Here is a 17,954-nt window from a genome sequence, read left to right as displayed (position 1 = left end):
GCGATCCAAGGGGGCTCGATGCCACCTTGGATCGCACCACTTCTTAGAACAAACCTTCGATCTGGCCGTCATCATTCAGCATGATTGCCTCGGCCGACGGCACCCGCGGCAGGCCCGGCATGGTCATGATCTCGCCGCAGATGACGACGATGAAGCCAGCCCCCGCCGACAGGCGCACTTCGCGCACAGGAACCGAATGGCCCACCGGCGCGCCACGGCGGTTCGGGTCCGTGGTGAAGGAATACTGGGTTTTCGCCATACAAACCGGCAGGTTGCCATAGCCTTGCTCTTCCCAGTCTTTCAGCTGGTTGCGGATCTTTTGATCCGCCAGAACTTCATCAGCGCGGTAGATACGCTTAGCCACGGTCTCGATCTTTTCAAACAATGGCATCTCATCGGGGTAGATCGGCGCAAAGTTCGCCATGTCTGCATCTGCAATTTCCGCAACGCGCGTCGCCAAGGCTTCCGAGCCTTTTGACCCAAACTCCCAGTGTTGAGACACAATCGCTTCCGAGCCTTGCGCGGCAACGTAGTCCTTAACGGCCTGCACTTCGGCGTCAGTGTCGGTCACAAAATGGTTGATCGCCACAACAACGGGCACGCCGAAGGATTTGACGTTTTCGATGTGGCGGCCAAGGTTCGGACAACCTGCTTCTACGGCAGCCACGTTTTCCGGACCCAGATCGGCTTTGGCCACGCCGCCATTCATCTTCATGGCCCGCACGGTCGCCACGACGACCACGCAAGACGGGGCCAGCCCGGCTTTGCGGCACTTGATGTTGAGGAACTTCTCAGCGCCCAAATCAGCGCCAAAACCCGCCTCGGTGACGACGTAGTCGGCGAGTTTCAACGCCGTCGTCGTCGCAATGACCGAGTTACAGCCATGCGCGATATTGGCAAATGGGCCGCCATGCACGAAGGCCGGGTTGTTTTCCAGCGTCTGCACCAGGTTCGGCTGCATCGCGTCTTTCAATAGCACAGTCATCGCGCCATCGGCCTTGATGTCACGCGCATACACTGGCGAACGGTCACGGCGGTACGCCACGATGATCGAGCCCAGACGTTCTTGCAGATCTTCTAGGTTCTTCGCTAGACATAGGATCGCCATCACCTCAGAGGCCACGGTGATGTCAAACCCGGCCTCGCGCGGGAAGCCGTTGGCCACGCCGCCCAAAGACGCTGTGATCTGGCGCAATGCGCGATCGTTCATATCGACGACACGGCGCCAAGCCACGCGGCGGATGTCAATTTCGAGCTCGTTGCCCCAATAGATGTGGTTATCGATCATCGCCGACAGCAGGTTGTGTGCTGATGTGATCGCGTGGAAGTCGCCGGTGAAATGCAGGTTCATCTCTTCCATCGGCACGACTTGCGCGTAGCCACCACCAGCGGCCCCGCCCTTCATACCAAAACACGGACCCAAAGAGGCCTCCCTGATGCAAACAGCCGCCTTCTTGCCGATCAGGTTCAGACCATCGCCCAGACCTACGGTCGTGGTGGTCTTTCCCTCACCGGCCGGTGTCGGGTTGATCGCGGTTACAAGGATCAGCTTGCCGTCCTTGTTTTTCTGCACAGAGTTGATGAATTCCTGGCTGACCTTCGCTTTGTCATGGCCGTAGGGCAGCAGATGCTCGGACGCGATGCCCAGCTTCTCGCCAATCTCTTGGATTGGGCGTTTCTTCGCCGCGCGCGCGATTTCGATGTCGGTGAGATATGCCATGGTGTCAGGTCCCCTGCAGGCGTGAATGCCGTTTGAATTGCATCCGCTATACATCTGCATACTGCGCCGACGCCGCGCGATTCCGACATTTCCGCCCTTGGAACCGCCGCCGTGACGTCAGAGCGTCAGCTCGAACGGCACCTCTGCCACCGTCTGCCCGTTGACCTGAACACCCAGCTTCTGCGCGCCCGCATAGTCCTTGCGGGTCGTCACCACTTTGTAGGGATGGGTTTTGGCCAGTTCCACCACCTGCCCGGCGGTCGCGGCAATCTCGGTCCATTTGAACACTTTGGGGCTCAGCTTGCCGTTGGCGCGTATGAAATGCAGCACGTAATCCACCAGCAGCTTCTGGTCGATTTTCGACGTGGCCCGGAACGCAATGGGCATCTGGTCCCCCAGCTTGACCACCTCAGGCGCGCTCAAAGACACGTCCCCTAGCTGCGGCGGAGGGAAGCCGAATGCCTCCAACGCACCCGGGTGCCCCTGCTTGATCAGCGTCCGGCACGCATGTTTCACCAACCGTTGCCGGTCCTTGCTGGCGTCCTTCAGCCAGTCCTTGGCAATATCTGCCACCAAATCCGGCTGATGCTTGGCGATGTCATTGAGGTTGTTGGCCACTGACCGGCGCACATATTCCTCAGGGTCATCCCGCAGCCCCGTCAACAGCGGGATCAACGGCGACGGGTCCTTCACAAATGCCTGCAACTTGATGCCCCACGGCAAAAGCGGGCGTGATCCTTCCGAGGCCAGCCGCCGCACATGCACATTCTCGTCCTGCGCCCAGCGCAACGCCGTCTTCATCGTCAGATCCGGGTGGTCGCGGAAAAACGGCCGCACCGCAAATTCCGACGAAAACCGCATCGTCATCTCGCGCAGCGCCTCAAGGTTCGGCTCCGGATCGTCTAACCCATGCCGCGCGATCACCCGCGCCATCGGCTCGCCAGCCCAGCCTGAAATGCCCGTGTCGCGCACCCCCATCTCGGACAGTTCCATATCCGTGCGCGGGTCCATCGCCGCCACCATCGCGGCCCTCTTGGTGGCCAGGTCAGGTGGAAAGGCTGCGTCAATCGCCTGACTGATCTGTTCCGCCCGCGCCAGCATCTCCAAATCGTCCAGCCCCGCCAATGCGGTCTTCAGAAAAACGGCACGGTCAAACTCCGACGAGACGCGGGCAAAATGCCCGGCCATGCCCTCGATCAGGGTCGGGTTGTAGATGTTCTTGAACGGCTCAGCCATTGGGTTGCCACCCCCGCTGCGCCGGCACGTGCAACGTCACCGTGTCGCCCAGCTTCAAAACGCCTTCCCGCTCGACCCAAGCCGTCACCCCGCGCTTGTCTTTCGCGGCCGCCTTGAACCCTTTGCCATGCCCCGGCGCATCGGTATCAATCACCGGCGCGGGCAAATGGCAGGGCTGGTTTTCCATATCAACGGTCAGCGTGGCCCCGCTTTCGGACTGCAATCGCGACGACGGCGGGATATGCGTGAAATCGGGTATGCCCTCAATCACCACGCCCGCGCCGCACCACTCGGGATTGAACGCCTCGACGCCGATCGCCGCCGCCACCTCCGCCATTTCTTCCGCCGAAACGATGCAAATCTGGCGCGTGTTTCTGATCTCTGTCCCCTTTGGATATTGCGTCACAACCCGGCTGCAGGAGGCCCGCGTCAGCCCGCCATGGTCTTCCCCGTCCAGCCCCGCGAATGTCGCCTGCGCTGTCTCCGTCGGCTGCGACCGCAACGCCGCCTCGCGGTCAGGCACCCGGCCGAGCCACACAATTTTTCCGCTAAATTCTGTCTTGATCAATGCCGGCATACCGCCCCTATCTATTGGTTGCGGCGAGGGTGCCAGCGGCGCGATGGAAGGTCCAGTCAGAGTTTGTGATGAAACCTGTCACAAAAGAAAAACCCCGGCTCTGAGGCCGGGGTTTCTGTCTTTGGGTCGGACATTAGGCTGAAGGCTCGGGCTCCATGCCCGGGTCCTTCGGCGTTTTCGGCTTCTTGGTCTTCGGGATAGCCGCCAGCGACGCCTTCCCACCAGAGGCCGGTGTGCCGCTGTCGTCATCATCTTCATGATCCAGAGGCAGCCCGTTGATCACCTTGGTGATCTCGTCGCCGGTCAGCGTTTCATACTCCAACAGGCCTTGCGCCAGCCGCTCAAAATCCTTGTTGTGCTTCTTCAGGATCTTCACGGCGGTCTCGTAGCCTTCGTCAATGATGGCCTTCACCTCGTCTTCAATCAGCTGCTTGGTCGCCGCCGAGACAGAGAACCCGCCCGCGCCGCCGCCGCCTTGGTAGCCCGCCGCCGCTTCTTGGTAGTCAATGTTGCCGACCTTGTCGGACATGCCCCAGCGCATCACCATAGACCGCGCCATCTGGCTGGCCTGTTGGATGTCGCCGACCGGTCCGGAAGAAACGGAATCTTCGCCATATTTCAGAATTTCAGCCGCTTTGCCCGCCATGGCCATGGCAATGCGCTGCTTGGCTTCGTCCTTAAACAGCTGCAAACGGTCCATCTCAGGCAAGGACACAACCATGCCCAACGCGCCGCCGCGCGGGATGATCGTCGCTTTGTAGACAGGGTCGCATTTCTCGAGGTTCAGCCCGACAATGGCGTGGCCGGCCTCGTGATAGGCGGTCTTTTCTTTCTGGTCCTGGGTCAGCACCATCGACCGGCGTTCGACGCCCATCAGCACCTTGTCCTTGGCCATCTCGAAATCTTCCATCGTGACGACCCGGCGCCCAATCCGCGCGGCGGACAAGGCCGCCTCGTTCACAAGGTTGGCCAATTCCGCACCCGAAAACCCGGGGGAGCCGCGCGCGATGATCCGCAGATCAACGTCAGGACCCAGCGGGGTCTTGCGGGCATGCACGCGCAAAATCTTCTCGCGGCCTTTGATGTCAGGGTTCGGCACCTGCACTTGACGGTCAAACCGGCCCGGACGCAGCAGCGCAGGGTCCAGCACGTCGGCGCGGTTGGTCGCGGCCACGATGATGATGCCTTCGTTCGCCTCGAAGCCATCCATCTCCACCAGCAATTGGTTCAGCGTCTGCTCACGCTCGTCATTGCCGCCGCCATAACCAGCGCCACGCGACCGGCCCACGGCGTCGATCTCGTCAATGAACAGAATGCAAGGCGCGTTCTTCTTGGCCTGGTCGAACATGTCGCGCACACGGGACGCACCCACGCCCACAAACATCTCAACAAAATCGGACCCCGAAATGGTGAAGAACGGTACACCCGCCTCGCCCGCAATCGCGCGGGCCAGCAGAGTCTTACCAGTGCCCGGAGGGCCTACCAGCAGCGCACCTTTAGGGATCTTGCCGCCAAGGCGGGAGAATTTCTGCGGGTTACGCAAAAACTCGACAATCTCTTCCAGTTCTTCCTTGGCCTCATCAATGCCTGCGACGTCGTCAAACGTCACGCGGCCATGCTTCTCGGTCAGCAGCTTGGCGCGCGACTTGCCAAAGCCCATCGCCCCGCCTTTGCCGCCGCCCTGCATGCGGTTCATGAAGAAAATCCAGATGCCGATAATAATGATGAACGGCAGGAGCGTGCCCACATATGCCAGCAGCCCGTTCTGTTCCTGAGAGGTCGCAGTGAAATCCACGTCATTGGCCAGCAGCACCTCGGTCACGTCCACGCCTTCCGGCATGATCGTCACGAATTGCTCAGTGCCGGTGGTACCGACAATGCGTTCGCCGTCCAGCGTGGCACTGTCCACTTTGCCTTGCTCCACCCGATCCACAAATTCGGAATACGGAATGGTTTGCGAGTTCGCTTGCGTTTGCCCGCCATTGAACAGGTTGAAAAGCGCTACGATCAGCAAAAGCAGAACGAGCCAGAAGGCGATGTTGCGCGCGTTGCCCAAAAGGAATCTCCCGAAATCGGCTTGGATAAGGTCGCTATTACAGCGTTACCCTTAAAATAGGGGTAATTGCGGTGAGTTCAATGAGATAACAGGCTGGAAAGGAACTGTTCGCGAGATCGTGTCAATGTGGCGCACCGTTGGGTTGACCGAACTGACCTAAAGCCCATCCAAAAGAAACTGCACAAATGGCTGCCACAGCTTCACGACCCAGCCGTTTTCAAGCCCCGCATGGGGTGCTGCAACCAGCGCTTCACCTCGCCAAACAGCGGGACTGGCCAGCAACGAGATGCGCGGCAGTCCGGTGTCCCGCCAGTCCGGGCATTGCGCCAGCCCGCCCTCTCCCAATGCCCGGATTTCGAGGCCAGGTGCGTGCGGGCCACCTAACCGCCAGCGGCCATCCCATACAGCCTTTGTCGGGCCAACCAGATCCCGTACTGCGTTGAACTCACGTGTATATCTGGTGTGCCTCTCGGTTTGGGTGATGTGGCATCCCGCGAGAGTATGCGCCCCCGAGGTGGACAGATGATAATCCATATCGTCGATCGCGCGATTACGCGGCCCATAGGGATTGCGACCAATCCATTGCAACGCGTTTACCGACAATTGCCGGGAAATTTCATGCGGCATTGGCTCGAAACGCGGCAGCAACAGGTCGCCACTTTCGGTCACGGCGTGGGTTCTGGCTTCGGCCAAGGTGTAGTGTTTCAGCGCATCTTTCGCGCTTGCCATGTTGTGACTGACGGCGGACAGAATGCCGTTATCAATGTTCAACGCTCCAAGCTCAGCAATCACCTTACGCGCGTGAACCCGCTCAAACCGTGCGTCTTCGTTGCTTGGGTCGTCGACCCAGCTGATATTGTTGCGTTCCAGATGTGCGCGAAGCTTCGCACGGCTGCGCAGCAGAAGGGGGCGGACCCAGTCGACGCCGGATTTGCGAAATCGGCCCTTCATACTGGCCAACCCATCAACGCCGGACTTACGGGCAAGGCGCATCACAAATGTCTCGGCTTGGTCATCCTCGGTATGGCCCAAGGCGATTGTGTCGATGCCAGTTTGCTTCGCAAATTCAGCCATCAAGGCATAACGGGCATCACGGGCGCTGGCTTGCAAATTGCCGGTCCCGTCCCACCCGTCCCAGCGGAGTGTCTTATGGGCAATGCCGCGTTTCGCGCAATAAGCGGCGACCGTTTCAGCCTCTGCCGCTGAGCCATCTCGCAATCCGTGATCGACGGTGACCGCCGACACTTGGATGTCTCGGCTCTCCGCCCAAAGCAGCGTGTAGCTCAGCAAAGCCATCGAGTCGCTGCCACCCGAAACGGCGGCCGCAATATGCTTTGGCTTACTTAGGAAAAACGGGCTGCTGAAGATATGTTCGACAAACCAGTCGTCGTCATTGTCTTCACTCACGAGCAGCCCAAAGAGGCCCGCGATTGGCTGGCCAATGTCACCTGCTCCGACCCCGGATAGCGGTTGCCGACCTCTTGCAGCATCAAACACGCCTCGCTGCGTTGTCCCAAGGCGTCCAAGGACAGGCCCAGCTTGTACAGCGCCTCGGGGGCGCGCGGGCTGTCGGGGGATCCCGAAAAGCTTTCCAGATAGGCACGCGCCGCCCCTTGGGGGTCGCCGGCTTGTTCCAGCGCCGATCCGCGCAGGAAATGCGCGTCAGCCTCTAAAGGGCTCCCCGGGTAGGATTGGGTAAAGGTCGCAAACTGCGCAGCGGCGCCGCGAAAGTCACCTTCAGCGAGCGCCCCCTGCGCCCGCTCAAAATCGTTCTTCTCGCCAATGGCCAATTCCGGCGCGTCGTTTGAGGGGGCGGCCACCTGCGCCGCGGGAGCAGCACCTTCGTCGCCACCCAAGGTCGGCGTCTGGCCAACGGCACCAAGGTCGCCGCCTTCCAGCTCAACCAGCCGGAACTCCAGATCACCAATGCGGTTGGTGCCGTCGGTCACCACGCGGTTGATCCGGTTTTCCAGCTGTTCCGTCTTGGAATTGAGCCGGGTCAGCCCCGCCTCAATCGCGTCGATGCGCTGCAACGTGTCGCCGGTGACGGCCGTGCCACCACCGGTGCCGGTGGTGTTCAGCTCGGATTTCAACCGCGCAATCTCGGCGTTCAACACGCCCAGCTCAGCGCGGATATCCGCCAGGGACGAGTCCTGCGCAGAGGCAGGCACGGCCAAAACCACAAACAGGGACACACACAGAAAACGCATCATCTTCACAAACCTTTTAGCTTGTCGCGCCGGCCCCGATGACCGTCACGGCACGACGGTTCTTGGCATAGCAGACTTCGGTTGAACAGACCTCAATCGGGCGCTCCTTGCCGAAGGTCACGGTGCGCATCCGCGCATCCGCCACGCCTTGGCTGACCAGATAGTCCCGCACCGCCGCCGCGCGGCGCGCGCCCAATGCAAGGTTGTATTCGCGGGTGCCCTGCTCGTCGGCATGGCCTTCGATGATCGCGGTGAAGCTGGTGTTGGTGTTCAGCCAGCTGGCCTGCTGCGACAGTGTCGCGCGGCCCTGGTCGGTCAGGGTCGAGGTATCAACGGCGAACAGCACCCGGTCACCGATGGTCTGGTTAAAGTAAGCTACCGAATTTGGCGCCAAAGCGCCGGTGGTGATGCCGCTATTGTCGATGCCGTTGCCGGCCCCGCCATCGGTTCCAAGACGGTCGTTTTGGTTGAACAGGCCGCCCGAACAGGCGGACAGGCCCAGCGAGGCGGTCAGCAGCAAAGCTGTAGAGAGGGTTTTCATGGGTGTGATCCTTATGGCTCTTATTGGCTCGATTGGTTGGACATTAACATTTTTCTGGTGGGAAGGGGAATATCCTCTGCCCACACGCATTATTTCAGCAGCGGAGACCAGCTTGGGTCCGACCCGCCCTGGCGCACCGCCCGCAGGTTACGGCCCGAAATATCAACCGAATGCAGGGTTGACGCACCGCCCTCGCCGCTGGTTTCACGGGTAAACATGATGACGCGCCCATTGGGCGACCAGGTCGGGCCCTCATCAAGGAAGGACGCGGTCAGAAGGCGTTCACCGGACCCGTCGGTGTTCATCACCCCGATATGGAACCGGCCACGGTTCTGCTTGGTAAAGGCAATCAGGTCGCCCCGCGGCGACCAGACAGGCGTGCCGTAGCGCCCCTGTCCAAAGGAAATCCGCGTGGCCTCCCCGCCATTCGCGCCCATCACGTAAAGCTGCTGGGTGCCCGAGCGGTCGCTTTCAAACACAATCTGGCTGCCATCGGGCGAAAAGCTCGGCGCGGTCTCAATCGTCGGGTCAGACGTCAATTGCTGCGGCGCGCCACCGGCGATGTTCATCTTGTAAAGGTCGGTGTTGGACCCCGTGGTCAGGGAATAGACCACGCTGTTGCCATCCGGCGCGAAACGCGGCGCAAAGCTCATGGTGCCGGGCTGGTCCTGCAGCACCTGACGGCTGACGGTGCCCACATCCAGCACATAGATTTTCGGGAAGCCCGTCTCGTAGCTGGTGTAGATCACCCGGTTGCCGTTGGGCGAGAACCTTGGTGCCAGCACAATCGACTGGTCCGTAGTCAGGAACTGGTTGTTCTCCCCATCGTAATCCATGATCGCGATGCGTTTCTGGCGCGCGTTCTTCGGCCCGCTTTCCGAGACATAGACCACGCGGCTGTCGAAATAGCCGCCCTCGCCGGTGATCCGGCTGTAAACCGCATCCGCCACCTTATGCGCCATGCGCCGCCAGCCATCGGTGGAGCCCACAAACTGCAGCCCCTCCCCCAATTGCTGTTCCGAGAACACGTCAAACAGCCGGAACTTCACCACAATCTGGTTGTCCCCGGCAGTGCTGACGGACCCGGTAACCAACGCCTGCGCGTTGATCGCTTTCCAGTCGGCAAATTGCACAGGGCTGTCGAAATTGGTGATGTTCGAGATAAACGCGTCCTTGGGTATTTCGCGGAACAGACCAGAATTGGTCAGGTCCGCCGCCAAAACCCGCGACAAATCCGCCGCGTATTGGTCAGCGCCAGCGGTCTCCGCAACGAAGTCGGGCGCGGCGAAGGGCAGCGGCTCGATGTTGGGGTTGTCCAACTCAATGCGCAACGGCTCCTGCGCAAGGGCGCTCGCCGTGGTCAACGCGGCCAGTATCAAGCCAAGTGCAACAATAAACCGTCTCATCATAACGTATCCTTTCACGGCAGCCCGCGATTTCAACTCACCGTAGCGTGTTTCGTCCCAAACCGGCAGTTTCTGGCTGGCAATTAAAGGGGAAAAATTCTGCATTATCGAATTTCCTTGGTGGTCGCGTTGAATTTCACCTCAACGCCGCGCCATTGATCATACTTGTCGGCAGGCAGGCCAAATCCGGCGCTGCCACACCGGATAATGGCGCGTCGTGCCGCCTCATAAGCGCGCTCTACCGCGCCGCCTGTGCCGCCTTCGGCCCCCACCATGCGGATCGAGCCGATCTCTGGCTTCGCGTCAGGCGTCATGGTGAAACCCACGATCACAGTCACTTTCAACGCATCCGAGCCCAAGGCGCCCACGTTCCAGCATTTCTGAATTGCCAGAATAAACGCGCCCTTTTCAGCCCGCGTGATCGGCTCACCCGACCCGCCGCCGGGGTTGGCGTTATCCGCCACGGCGTTCTCGGAATTGGCCTCGGTCACGGCCTCGTTGATCAAATCTTCCAATCCCGGCGTGGTCGGCTGCTCCGTCGGCGTCTCCGCCACTTCGGTCTGGGCAGGCGCGGGTGGCGTCGGTTTGCGGCCCGGGCGCAGCGATTTGGTCGGCGCGCCGGTCGCAGGTTCATCCGCCTCGGTCACAATCTCGGTCGTGGTCGCGGCCTCAGTGGTCGTTGTATCCACCTCCTCGGTCACCACCTCAGCCGCCTCGTCCGGCGCGGTCTCGGTCTGGGCCACGTCGTCCACCTCGACCTCAGGCTCAACTGTTTCCGTCAATTCAGGCGCGATCACGTCTTCCTGGCGCGGCACCGGCACCGCATCCGGCACGATCACCACGTCGCCCGGGTCGCCGTCAGGCGCGTCAGGCTGGGCAGGCGCATCTTCCACCACCACATCCGGCTGGGCAGGCTCTTCAACCTCAACCGGCTGCACTTCGGGCTGCACCTCTTCCACCGGCGCGGGGGCCTCTGGGGCCTCGACCACCTCATCGGGCACCGGCAATGCGGGTGCTGGCTGGTCCACGGCGGGCGCGTCCAAGGCGGGCGGCGCGTCGCCGGTTTCCGGCCCGCTGGGCTGCAACGCCTGAAACTCGTCTTCCGAGATGATCGACACATCCGTTGCGGTGATCGCGTCGAAATCGTCGCGCGACACGAAGAAGCCACCTATCAACAGCCAGACGAACAGGCCCGCATGGCCCGCCCCCGAGACGTAGGTGCCTATTTTCATGTCTTCGCGCATGGGGCTTAGCCGCCTTGCCCGTCAAAGGACGGGCCGTCCGTGTCCGTCACCAGGCCAATGTTGGAAAACCCCGCATTGTTCATCGCGCCCATGATCTGCACCACCTGCGCGTAAGGCACAGCGCCGTCGGCGCGCAAAAACACCTTGTCAGACGTCCGCTCCGCCGCAATGGCGCGCAGCCGCCCGATAAAGGCGCTGTTCTCGACTTCGGTGTTCATGATCGACAATTGCCCATCCGCCTGCACGGTGATGGTCAGCGGCTCCTCCTGCTCGGTCGGCAAGGCGCTGGCCGCCGTCTTGGGCAGCTCTACCGGCACGCCCACCGTCAGCAACGGGGCCGCCACCATGAAGATGATCAAAAGCACCAGCATCACGTCCACAAAGGGCGTGACGTTGATCTCGGACATCGGCTTGGCCTTGTTCTTGCGCCGCCGCCCGCGCCGAGACCCGCTCGCCGCGCCCTGAACCACTCCACCACCCATGGCCTAAGCGTCCAACTGGCGCGATAGGATGGTGGAAAATTCGTCCGCAAACGCCTCATGGCCCGAGGCAATTCGGTCCGCATCCGCGCTGAGCTTGTTGTAGAAGATCACCGCAGGGATCGCCGCCAGCAGCCCCAACGCGGTCGCCACCAGCGCCTCCGCGATACCAGGCGCCACGACGGCCAGGTTGGTGTTTTGCGCAATCGCGATCTCTTCAAAGGCGTTCTTGATGCCCCAGACGGTGCCAAACAGCCCGATAAACGGCGCGGTCGCGCCCACGGTGGCCAGAAACCCCAGCCCGTAATTCAGCTTTTCGTCTTCCTTGGCAATGGCGACGTCCATCGAACGCTCAATCCGCGCCGTGGCCCCCGCAATCAGCTGCCCGTCCTCACGATGGGACCGCCGCCATTCCGTCATGCCTGCGCTGAAAATCCGCTCCGACGCGCCCGCCGGGTTGCCGCCAATGCGGTCAAACACCTCGTCCAGCGGCTCGCCGGACCAGAAGGCGCGGTCAAACGCCTCCGCCTGCCGCCGCGCGACGCGGTAGTTCACAAATTTCTGGATGATGATGGCCCAGCCCCAGAAGGAGGCGGCAATCAGCATCAGCATCACCAGTTTTACGACAATAGTTGCCCGCCAGAACAACGCGGTGACACTAAAGTCCACCTCGCTGGCGAGGCCAATAGCCTCAGCTTCCATATACCCGCTCTTCTCTTTGTCGCCGCTATCCTGCGGCTTGTTATGGTCCCGTCTTACAGTGTTAGACGTACCAAATCCAATATTCTTGGGGAATGCGCGAAAAAATTAGTCGTGAGCGTCCATCTTTGCGCGAATATCCGCCGGAATGCGCACGGGCCGGCCAAAATCTGAAACACAAACCAGCGTCACAACCGACGAAAACAGCGCCGCGTCGCCGCGTTTGACGGTCTGGTTCAGCACGATGCGGGAGGCCGTCACCGACCGCAGGGCCGTTTCCACCTCTAGCAGGTCATCAAACCGGGCCGGCGCCAGATAATCCGCCTCCACCCGCCTGACCGCAAAAACCAGCCCTTCGGCTTTCATCGAGACCTGATCCACCCCAATCTCCCGCACCCATTCGCTGCGCGCGCGCTCAATGAATTTCAGGTAGTTGGCGTAATAGACGATCCCCGCAAGGTCGGTATCCTCGTAATAGACGCGGCAAGAGAAGCGATGTGGCATTGGCGGGTCCGAATTGGTGTCTCGCGCGAACTATCACGCCCAAACCGCCCAATTTCCACCGCCAATCCGAAAAAAGCAGCCATGGTCGTTACGCGTTTTTGCCAAACGACCATGAACTGGTGACAGCAACTTTGGATGACGGTCTTTCAGATTGCCCCCTTTTGGGAGAATGCAGATCAAAGTTCAGAATTTCAGTAACACTTACTGGGAACTGAAAAACTCGAACAGTTTTCCCCCGCTCAGGTGCGGGCTTGGGCCAGGCAGGAAGGAGCTGTTTTCATGGATCCAAATTACTCATGCAATCACCTGTCTAGCCCCTGTTTCCGGGCCACTGATTTGGGTTTTCTCTACTATGGTTTCTGGAACGGGCGGACGCATGTTGAGCGCCTGATGCGGTCGAATGTGGTTGCACTGTTTGAGCCAGCGATTGATGACGATCTGGGCTTGTATCATCGTCGTGAACCAGTCCGCATGGAGAACCTCCCGACGCAGCGTGCCGTTGAATCGCTCGTTGCATTCATTCTCCCAGGGCGATCCGCGATAGATACGGATTGGTTTGATTCCAACCCTTCGAGGCCAGTCCTGCGTTGCTTCGGCAGCAAGCTCGGGCCCGTTTTCTGGTAGAAAAATAGTCAGTATGATCTTCCCCTGCTGACGCGTTCTTCCCATTTTCTTGCTGCTATATTTCTGGGCGATCGAGATATCTGCGCCATTTATGTGAGCGCAGAGATGGGCCTGGTGACTTCAAGTGGTGCGTTCCTCGTTGACGTTGTCAAATTGATCCCGAATGACCGAGCGATGATACAAGACCTCCGCATTCTCGTAGTTGAACCTGATCCAGATCGCGTCAGTGACATTGTAGATGCGTTGCGAGAGGCTGGGTGGCTGGATGTGAAAGCGCTAGCGCAAATTTCGGCCTTGGTCCGCACGGTTAAGACCTTTTCCCCCGACATCGTGTTGATTGATCTGGCCAATCCCGATCGAGACACGTTGGAGCATATTTCCTTCGCGACCGAGACCTCAAAACGCGCTGTTGCCTTGTTTGTTGACCAAACAGATGAAGGTCTAACCCAAGCCGCCCTGAATGCGGGTGTGAGCGCCTACGTTATTGACGGGTTGAAAAAGGAGCGCATCAAGTCGGTTTTGGAGACCGCAATCGCCCGGTTCAATTACATGCGACAGATGCAGTCAGAACTGGACGCGGCCAAACAGGCGTTGGCAGACCGGAAGACGATTGACCGCGCCAAGGGCATCTTGATGCGTCAGCGTGGCGTCTCAGAAGATGACGCCTACAGCCTGTTGCGCAAGACCGCGATGGGACAGGGACGCAAGGTCATAGATGTGGCGCATGCGCTTGTTACCGCGGCTGACCTTTTGCCATGAGCCGGACTGTCCTCAACTGCGGATACCTTCCCTTGGTCGATTGCGCCCCGCTGGTGATCGCCAAAGAGCTGGGGTTTGCCGAAGAGAGAGGGTTAACCCTGAATTTGGTACGTCAGCCATCGTGGTCGGCGCTGCGCGACATGCTAGCGCTTGGTCATTTGGACGCGGCGCAGATGCTGTCGCCGATGCCGGTGGCCATGTCCATCGGGATTGGCGGGCTTACTGCGCCCGTAGACACACTGATGGTTTTGTCGGTGAACGGTACAGTGTTTGGCGTGTCAAATGCCGTGTCCGAAGGCCTGCCCGACGTCGCGTTTGGGGACGCAAAAGCGCTGGTCACAGCCCTTGCCGCCCGCGCGGGCCGGCCTTTGAGGGTCGGCGTGCCGTTTCATTATTCGATGCACCGGTTGCTGCTGTCTTACTGGAGCGCGACGCATCCAGCTTTGCAGGTCGAAGAGATCACGGTCCCGCCGCCTCGCATGGCGGATGCAGTAGAAAGCGGTCTGGTTGACGCGTTCTGGGTCGGTGAGCCATGGGGCAGTGGCGCCGTGCAGAAAGGTGTCGGGCAATTGATGATGGCCGGCCGCGATGTCTGGCAGTTTGCCCCTGAAAAAGTGCTCGCCGCCCGCCATGACTGGGTGGAACAAAACCACGATGCCGCGCGCCGGTTGATGCAGGCCGTGTACCACGCTGCTGCTTGGCTGGATGCACCGAAGAACAAGCCGCTTGCGGTGGAAATTTTGGCGCGCAGCGAGCACCTGAGTGTCTCTCAGGATCTGATTGACCCTGCTTTGACCGGGCACATTGTTGCACGACCTGACAGTAGACCCAAAGACGTCGAGCGGTTCTTGTTGTTCCACAAACATGCCGCGACTTTCCCGTGGCGCAGCCAAGCGGCCTGGATCGCGCATCATCTGGGCGCGGGTGCTGTGGGGATCGAAAAGGCCAAGGCCTGCTTCCGCAGCGATTTGTACCGTCAGAACCTATCCGGCATCGGCGTCGATATGCCCGGCGCGTCGGAAAAGCACGAGGGGGCAATGCGGTTCGAAACAGCTGTTGCGTCAACCCGCGGGCATATGATTCTTGCACCCGATGCCTTCTTTGACGGCAAAACCTTTGATTTCTCCCAAAATTAGCGCTGAATTTTGAGGCACACTCTGCATTGCCGCATATTTTACGCCGCAATGCAGAAAAACTGATTGATGCTCGATGAGGTGAGGGTCATCTTTCCATCAAAGGGCGAAGACGCCTGACATACTACGCTGTCAATGGCGACGGCGTTTCCCTCAAGAGCAATGCCGCTCGTATGGACCACGGACCTCCTCCCCCGTGATCGATACGCGCGGCTTTTTTTGTTTCTGCATCCGGCGCTTTGAAAGGACACAACGATGAAGACACCCATTGCAACACTGATGGCCGCAACTAGTCTGATGGCCACGCCTGCTTCCGCTGAACTTTTGGACCTTGAGAAAGAAGACCTGACCTTCGGCTTCATCAAGCTGACGGATATGGCCCCCTTAGCGGTTGCTTACGAGCTTGGATATTTTGAAGATGAAGGTCTGTTCGTCACCCTGGAAGCGCAGGCCAACTGGAAAGTGCTGCTGGACGGCGTGATCAGCGGCCAGCTGGATGGCGCGCATATGTTGGCGGGCCAACCCCTCGCCGCCACCATTGGCTACGGCACCGAGGCGCATATCATCACGCCGTTTTCGATGGACCTGAACGGCAACGCCATCACCGTGTCCAACGAAATTTGGGCAGAGATGAAGCCCAATGTGCCGCTGATGGATGACGGCCGCCCGCAGCACCCGATTAGCGCTGAAGCCCTGGCGCCAGTGGTCGAGGGCTACAAAGACAAGGGTGAACCCTTCAACATGGGCATGGTCTTCCCGGTCTCTACCCACAATTACGAAATACGTTACTGGCTTGCTGCTGGCGGTTTGGAGCCGGGCTATTACAGCCCGCAGGACATCTCAGGTCAAATTGGTGCAGATGTCCTGTTGTCGGTGACCCCCCCGCCGCAGATGCCCGCGACGATGGAGGCTGGCACAATCAATGGCTACGCCGTAGGCGAGCCGTGGAACCAACAGGCCGTGTTCAAAGGCATCGGGGTGCCGGTGATCACCGACTACGACATGTGGAAGAACAACCCTGAAAAAGTCTTTGGCCTGACGAAAGAGTTTGCCGAAGAGAACCCCAACACAACGTTGGCCCTGACCAAGGCGCTGATCCGCGCCGCCATCTGGCTGGATGAAAACGACAACGCCAACCGCCCCGAAGCGGTCGAAATCCTGTCCCGGCCCGAATATGTCGGCGCGGATTACGACGTCATCGCAAACTCCATGACGGGCTTCTTCGAGTTCGAGAAAGGCGACGTGCGCGAAGCGCCGGATTTCAACGTGTTCTTCCGCTACAACGCAACTTACCCGTTCTATTCCGACGCAATCTGGTACCTGACGCAGATGCGCCGCTGGGGGCAGATTGCGGAGACCAAATCGGACGAATGGTTCTTTGAAACCGCCGCCGACGTCTACCGTCCCGACATCTATCTGGAGGCTGCGCGGCTGCTGGTTGATGACGGGATGGCAAATGAGGCCGACTTCCCGTGGGACAGCGACGGTTTCAAGGCGGCAACCCCTGCGGGCGATATCATTGACGGCGTTGGCTATGACGGCCGCACCCCCAACGCCTATATCGACAGCCTGCCGATTGGCCTGAAGTCCGGCCAGACCGTCGTGGATAGCGAAATCCGCGGCTAAGCCACCCGGCCCCTGCTTGCAGCGGGGGCCAAACCTTCCCAAATGCAGCAATTGGACGTCCGATATGACCGCGATTGATCCCCAGACACTCGACAATGAGGCCCGCCGCGCGCGGCGCTTCGCCCGCATCAACAAGGCCGACGCATGGTTCCGTGTCTTTGGGCTGGCCTGGATGACCCCGATCCTGAAAGCCGCTGTCGGGGACAACCCGCGTGCGCAGGCACGCGAAATTTGGCGTCTGTTGGGCGTGCCGCTGATGGCGATTGCGGTGTTCCTGCTGCTTTGGGGCACGCTTGCGCCAAAGGTGCAAACCTCGCTGGGTGCCGTCCCGGGCCCGGTCCAAGTGTGGGAACAGGTTGGCGCGCTTCAGGCTGACGCCGCCCGCGAGCAACAGAAGGCTGCGGCCTTCTACGAACGCCAAGAGGCTCGCAATGCGGAACATATCGCCAATGGCGACACCGACCGGGTGCGCGACCGCGCCTACACCGGCAAGCCGACCTATTACGATCAAATCTGGACGTCGATCAAAACGGTGTTCTTCGGGTTCCTGATCGCCTCTATCGTGGCCATTCCGCTGGGCATTGCGGCGGGGCTGTCGGTGACGGCAAACGCGGCGCTCAACCCTCTGATCCAGATTTTCAAACCGGTTTCACCGCTGGCCTGGCTTCCGATTGTGACCATGATCGTCTCGGCGGTTTACACAACAAATGACGGGATGTTTTCCAAGTCCTTCCTGATCTCGGCAATCACTGTCACGCTCTGCTCGCTCTGGCCTACGTTGATCAACACCGCGCTCGGCGTCAGCAGCATCGACAAGGATCTGGTCAGCGTCAGCCGGGTGCTGAAAATGAACACCTACACCAAGATCACCAAGCTGGTGTTGCCATCCGCCCTGCCCCTTATCTTCACCGGCTTGCGGCTGTCGCTTGGCGTCGGCTGGATGGTGCTGATTGCCGCCGAAATGCTGGCGCAGAACCCAGGGCTGGGCAAGTTTGTCTGGGACGAGTTCCAGAACGGCAGCTCGCAATCGCTGGCGCGGATCATGGTGGCGGTGTTCACCATCGGCATCATAGGCTTCCTGCTGGACCGGGTGATGTTCGCGCTGCAATCCATGTTCACCTTCTCGAACAACCGGTGAGC

The 17,954-nt window shown here is 60.1% G+C and carries 17 protein-coding genes; 4 read left to right on the top strand and 13 right to left on the bottom strand.

Features of this window, described 5'->3' with window-relative positions; translation table 11 throughout:
* Positions 1 to 43: 43 nt before the first annotated feature.
* The 13 genes from Q0899_RS18220 to Q0899_RS18160 all read right to left on the bottom strand — a co-directional run bounded on the left by Q0899_RS18220 (position 44) and on the right by Q0899_RS18160 (position 13,341).
* Positions 44 to 1,720, bottom strand: coding sequence for a formate--tetrahydrofolate ligase (locus tag Q0899_RS18220; protein WP_298359933.1), 1,677 nt, complete (start codon positions 1,718 to 1,720; stop codon positions 44 to 46).
* A 117-nt stretch (positions 1,721 to 1,837) separates the two neighbouring features.
* Positions 1,838 to 2,956 (bottom strand): DNA alkylation repair protein, encoded by a 1,119-nt coding sequence (locus Q0899_RS18215; protein ID WP_299194772.1) that lies wholly within the window; start codon positions 2,954 to 2,956, stop codon positions 1,838 to 1,840.
* Entirely contained in the window at positions 2,949 to 3,533 is a 585-nt protein-coding gene (locus Q0899_RS18210) for an MOSC domain-containing protein (protein ID WP_299194770.1), read from the bottom strand. Before Q0899_RS18210 ends, Q0899_RS18215 begins: the two co-directional genes overlap by 8 nt.
* A gap of 133 nt (positions 3,534 to 3,666) precedes the next feature.
* The gene (gene ftsH, locus Q0899_RS18205; protein WP_298298852.1) at positions 3,667 to 5,589 is read right to left on the bottom strand and encodes an ATP-dependent zinc metalloprotease FtsH; all 1,923 of its coding nucleotides are present in this window, start codon (positions 5,587 to 5,589) and stop codon (positions 3,667 to 3,669) included.
* Positions 5,590 to 5,745: 156 nt separating this feature from the next.
* Positions 5,746 to 6,996: a tRNA lysidine(34) synthetase TilS gene (gene tilS, locus Q0899_RS18200; RefSeq protein WP_299194767.1), complete on the bottom strand. Its 1,251-nt coding sequence runs from the start codon at positions 6,994 to 6,996 to the stop codon at positions 5,746 to 5,748.
* Positions 6,993 to 7,802, bottom strand: a complete 810-nt coding sequence (gene ybgF, locus Q0899_RS18195; RefSeq protein ID WP_299194765.1) for a tol-pal system protein YbgF — start codon at positions 7,800 to 7,802, stop codon at positions 6,993 to 6,995. The genes tilS and ybgF overlap by 4 nt, the downstream gene beginning before the upstream one ends.
* Positions 7,803 to 7,815: 13 nt before the next feature.
* Complete coding sequence (gene pal, locus Q0899_RS18190) at positions 7,816 to 8,340, bottom strand: peptidoglycan-associated lipoprotein Pal (protein ID WP_298359943.1); 525 nt, start codon at positions 8,338 to 8,340, stop codon at positions 7,816 to 7,818.
* An 89-nt stretch (positions 8,341 to 8,429) separates the two neighbouring features.
* Complete coding sequence (tolB, locus tag Q0899_RS18185) at positions 8,430 to 9,746, bottom strand: Tol-Pal system beta propeller repeat protein TolB (protein WP_299195415.1); 1,317 nt, start codon at positions 9,744 to 9,746, stop codon at positions 8,430 to 8,432.
* A 104-nt stretch (positions 9,747 to 9,850) separates the two neighbouring features.
* The gene (locus Q0899_RS18180) at positions 9,851 to 10,978 is read right to left on the bottom strand and encodes an energy transducer TonB (protein ID WP_299194761.1); all 1,128 of its coding nucleotides are present in this window, start codon (positions 10,976 to 10,978) and stop codon (positions 9,851 to 9,853) included.
* Between the two features lie 17 nt (positions 10,979 to 10,995).
* Positions 10,996 to 11,472 (bottom strand): protein TolR, encoded by a 477-nt coding sequence (gene tolR / locus Q0899_RS18175; protein ID WP_298298829.1) that lies wholly within the window; start codon positions 11,470 to 11,472, stop codon positions 10,996 to 10,998.
* Between the two features lie 3 nt (positions 11,473 to 11,475).
* Entirely contained in the window at positions 11,476 to 12,171 is a 696-nt protein-coding gene (tolQ, locus tag Q0899_RS18170) for a protein TolQ (RefSeq protein WP_298298827.1), read from the bottom strand.
* Between the two features lie 105 nt (positions 12,172 to 12,276).
* A complete protein-coding gene (gene ybgC, locus Q0899_RS18165) occupies positions 12,277 to 12,672 on the bottom strand; it encodes a tol-pal system-associated acyl-CoA thioesterase (protein ID WP_299194756.1) in 396 nt (131 codons plus the stop codon).
* Between the two features lie 294 nt (positions 12,673 to 12,966).
* Positions 12,967 to 13,341 carry an integrase core domain-containing protein gene (locus tag Q0899_RS18160; protein WP_299194753.1) on the bottom strand — a complete coding sequence of 125 codons (375 nt, stop codon included), beginning with the start codon at positions 13,339 to 13,341 and terminating at the stop codon, positions 12,967 to 12,969.
* Between the two features lie 129 nt (positions 13,342 to 13,470).
* On the opposite strand from Q0899_RS18160, the gene Q0899_RS18155 reads away from it, so the two are divergent.
* The 4 genes from Q0899_RS18155 (at position 13,471) to Q0899_RS18140 (ending at position 17,952) form a co-directional block, all read left to right on the top strand.
* The gene (locus Q0899_RS18155; RefSeq protein WP_299194750.1) at positions 13,471 to 14,055 is read left to right on the top strand and encodes an ANTAR domain-containing protein; all 585 of its coding nucleotides are present in this window, start codon (positions 13,471 to 13,473) and stop codon (positions 14,053 to 14,055) included.
* Complete coding sequence (locus tag Q0899_RS18150) at positions 14,052 to 15,191, top strand: CmpA/NrtA family ABC transporter substrate-binding protein (RefSeq protein ID WP_299194747.1); 1,140 nt, start codon at positions 14,052 to 14,054, stop codon at positions 15,189 to 15,191. The genes Q0899_RS18155 and Q0899_RS18150 overlap by 4 nt, the downstream gene beginning before the upstream one ends.
* Positions 15,192 to 15,443: 252 nt before the next feature.
* Positions 15,444 to 16,814 (top strand): CmpA/NrtA family ABC transporter substrate-binding protein, encoded by a 1,371-nt coding sequence (locus tag Q0899_RS18145; protein WP_299194744.1) that lies wholly within the window; start codon positions 15,444 to 15,446, stop codon positions 16,812 to 16,814.
* Positions 16,815 to 16,878: 64 nt separating this feature from the next.
* Positions 16,879 to 17,952 (top strand): ABC transporter permease, encoded by a 1,074-nt coding sequence (locus tag Q0899_RS18140; RefSeq protein WP_299194741.1) that lies wholly within the window; start codon positions 16,879 to 16,881, stop codon positions 17,950 to 17,952.
* Positions 17,953 to 17,954: the final 2 nt, after the last annotated feature.

Origin of the sequence: uncultured Litoreibacter sp. (genome assembly GCF_947501785.1) — a bacterium.
In the GTDB taxonomy this organism is placed as follows: domain Bacteria; phylum Pseudomonadota; class Alphaproteobacteria; order Rhodobacterales; family Rhodobacteraceae; genus Litoreibacter.
The sequence above is the reverse complement of the archived record's forward strand: the minus strand, read 5'-3'. Positions and strand labels throughout refer to the sequence as shown.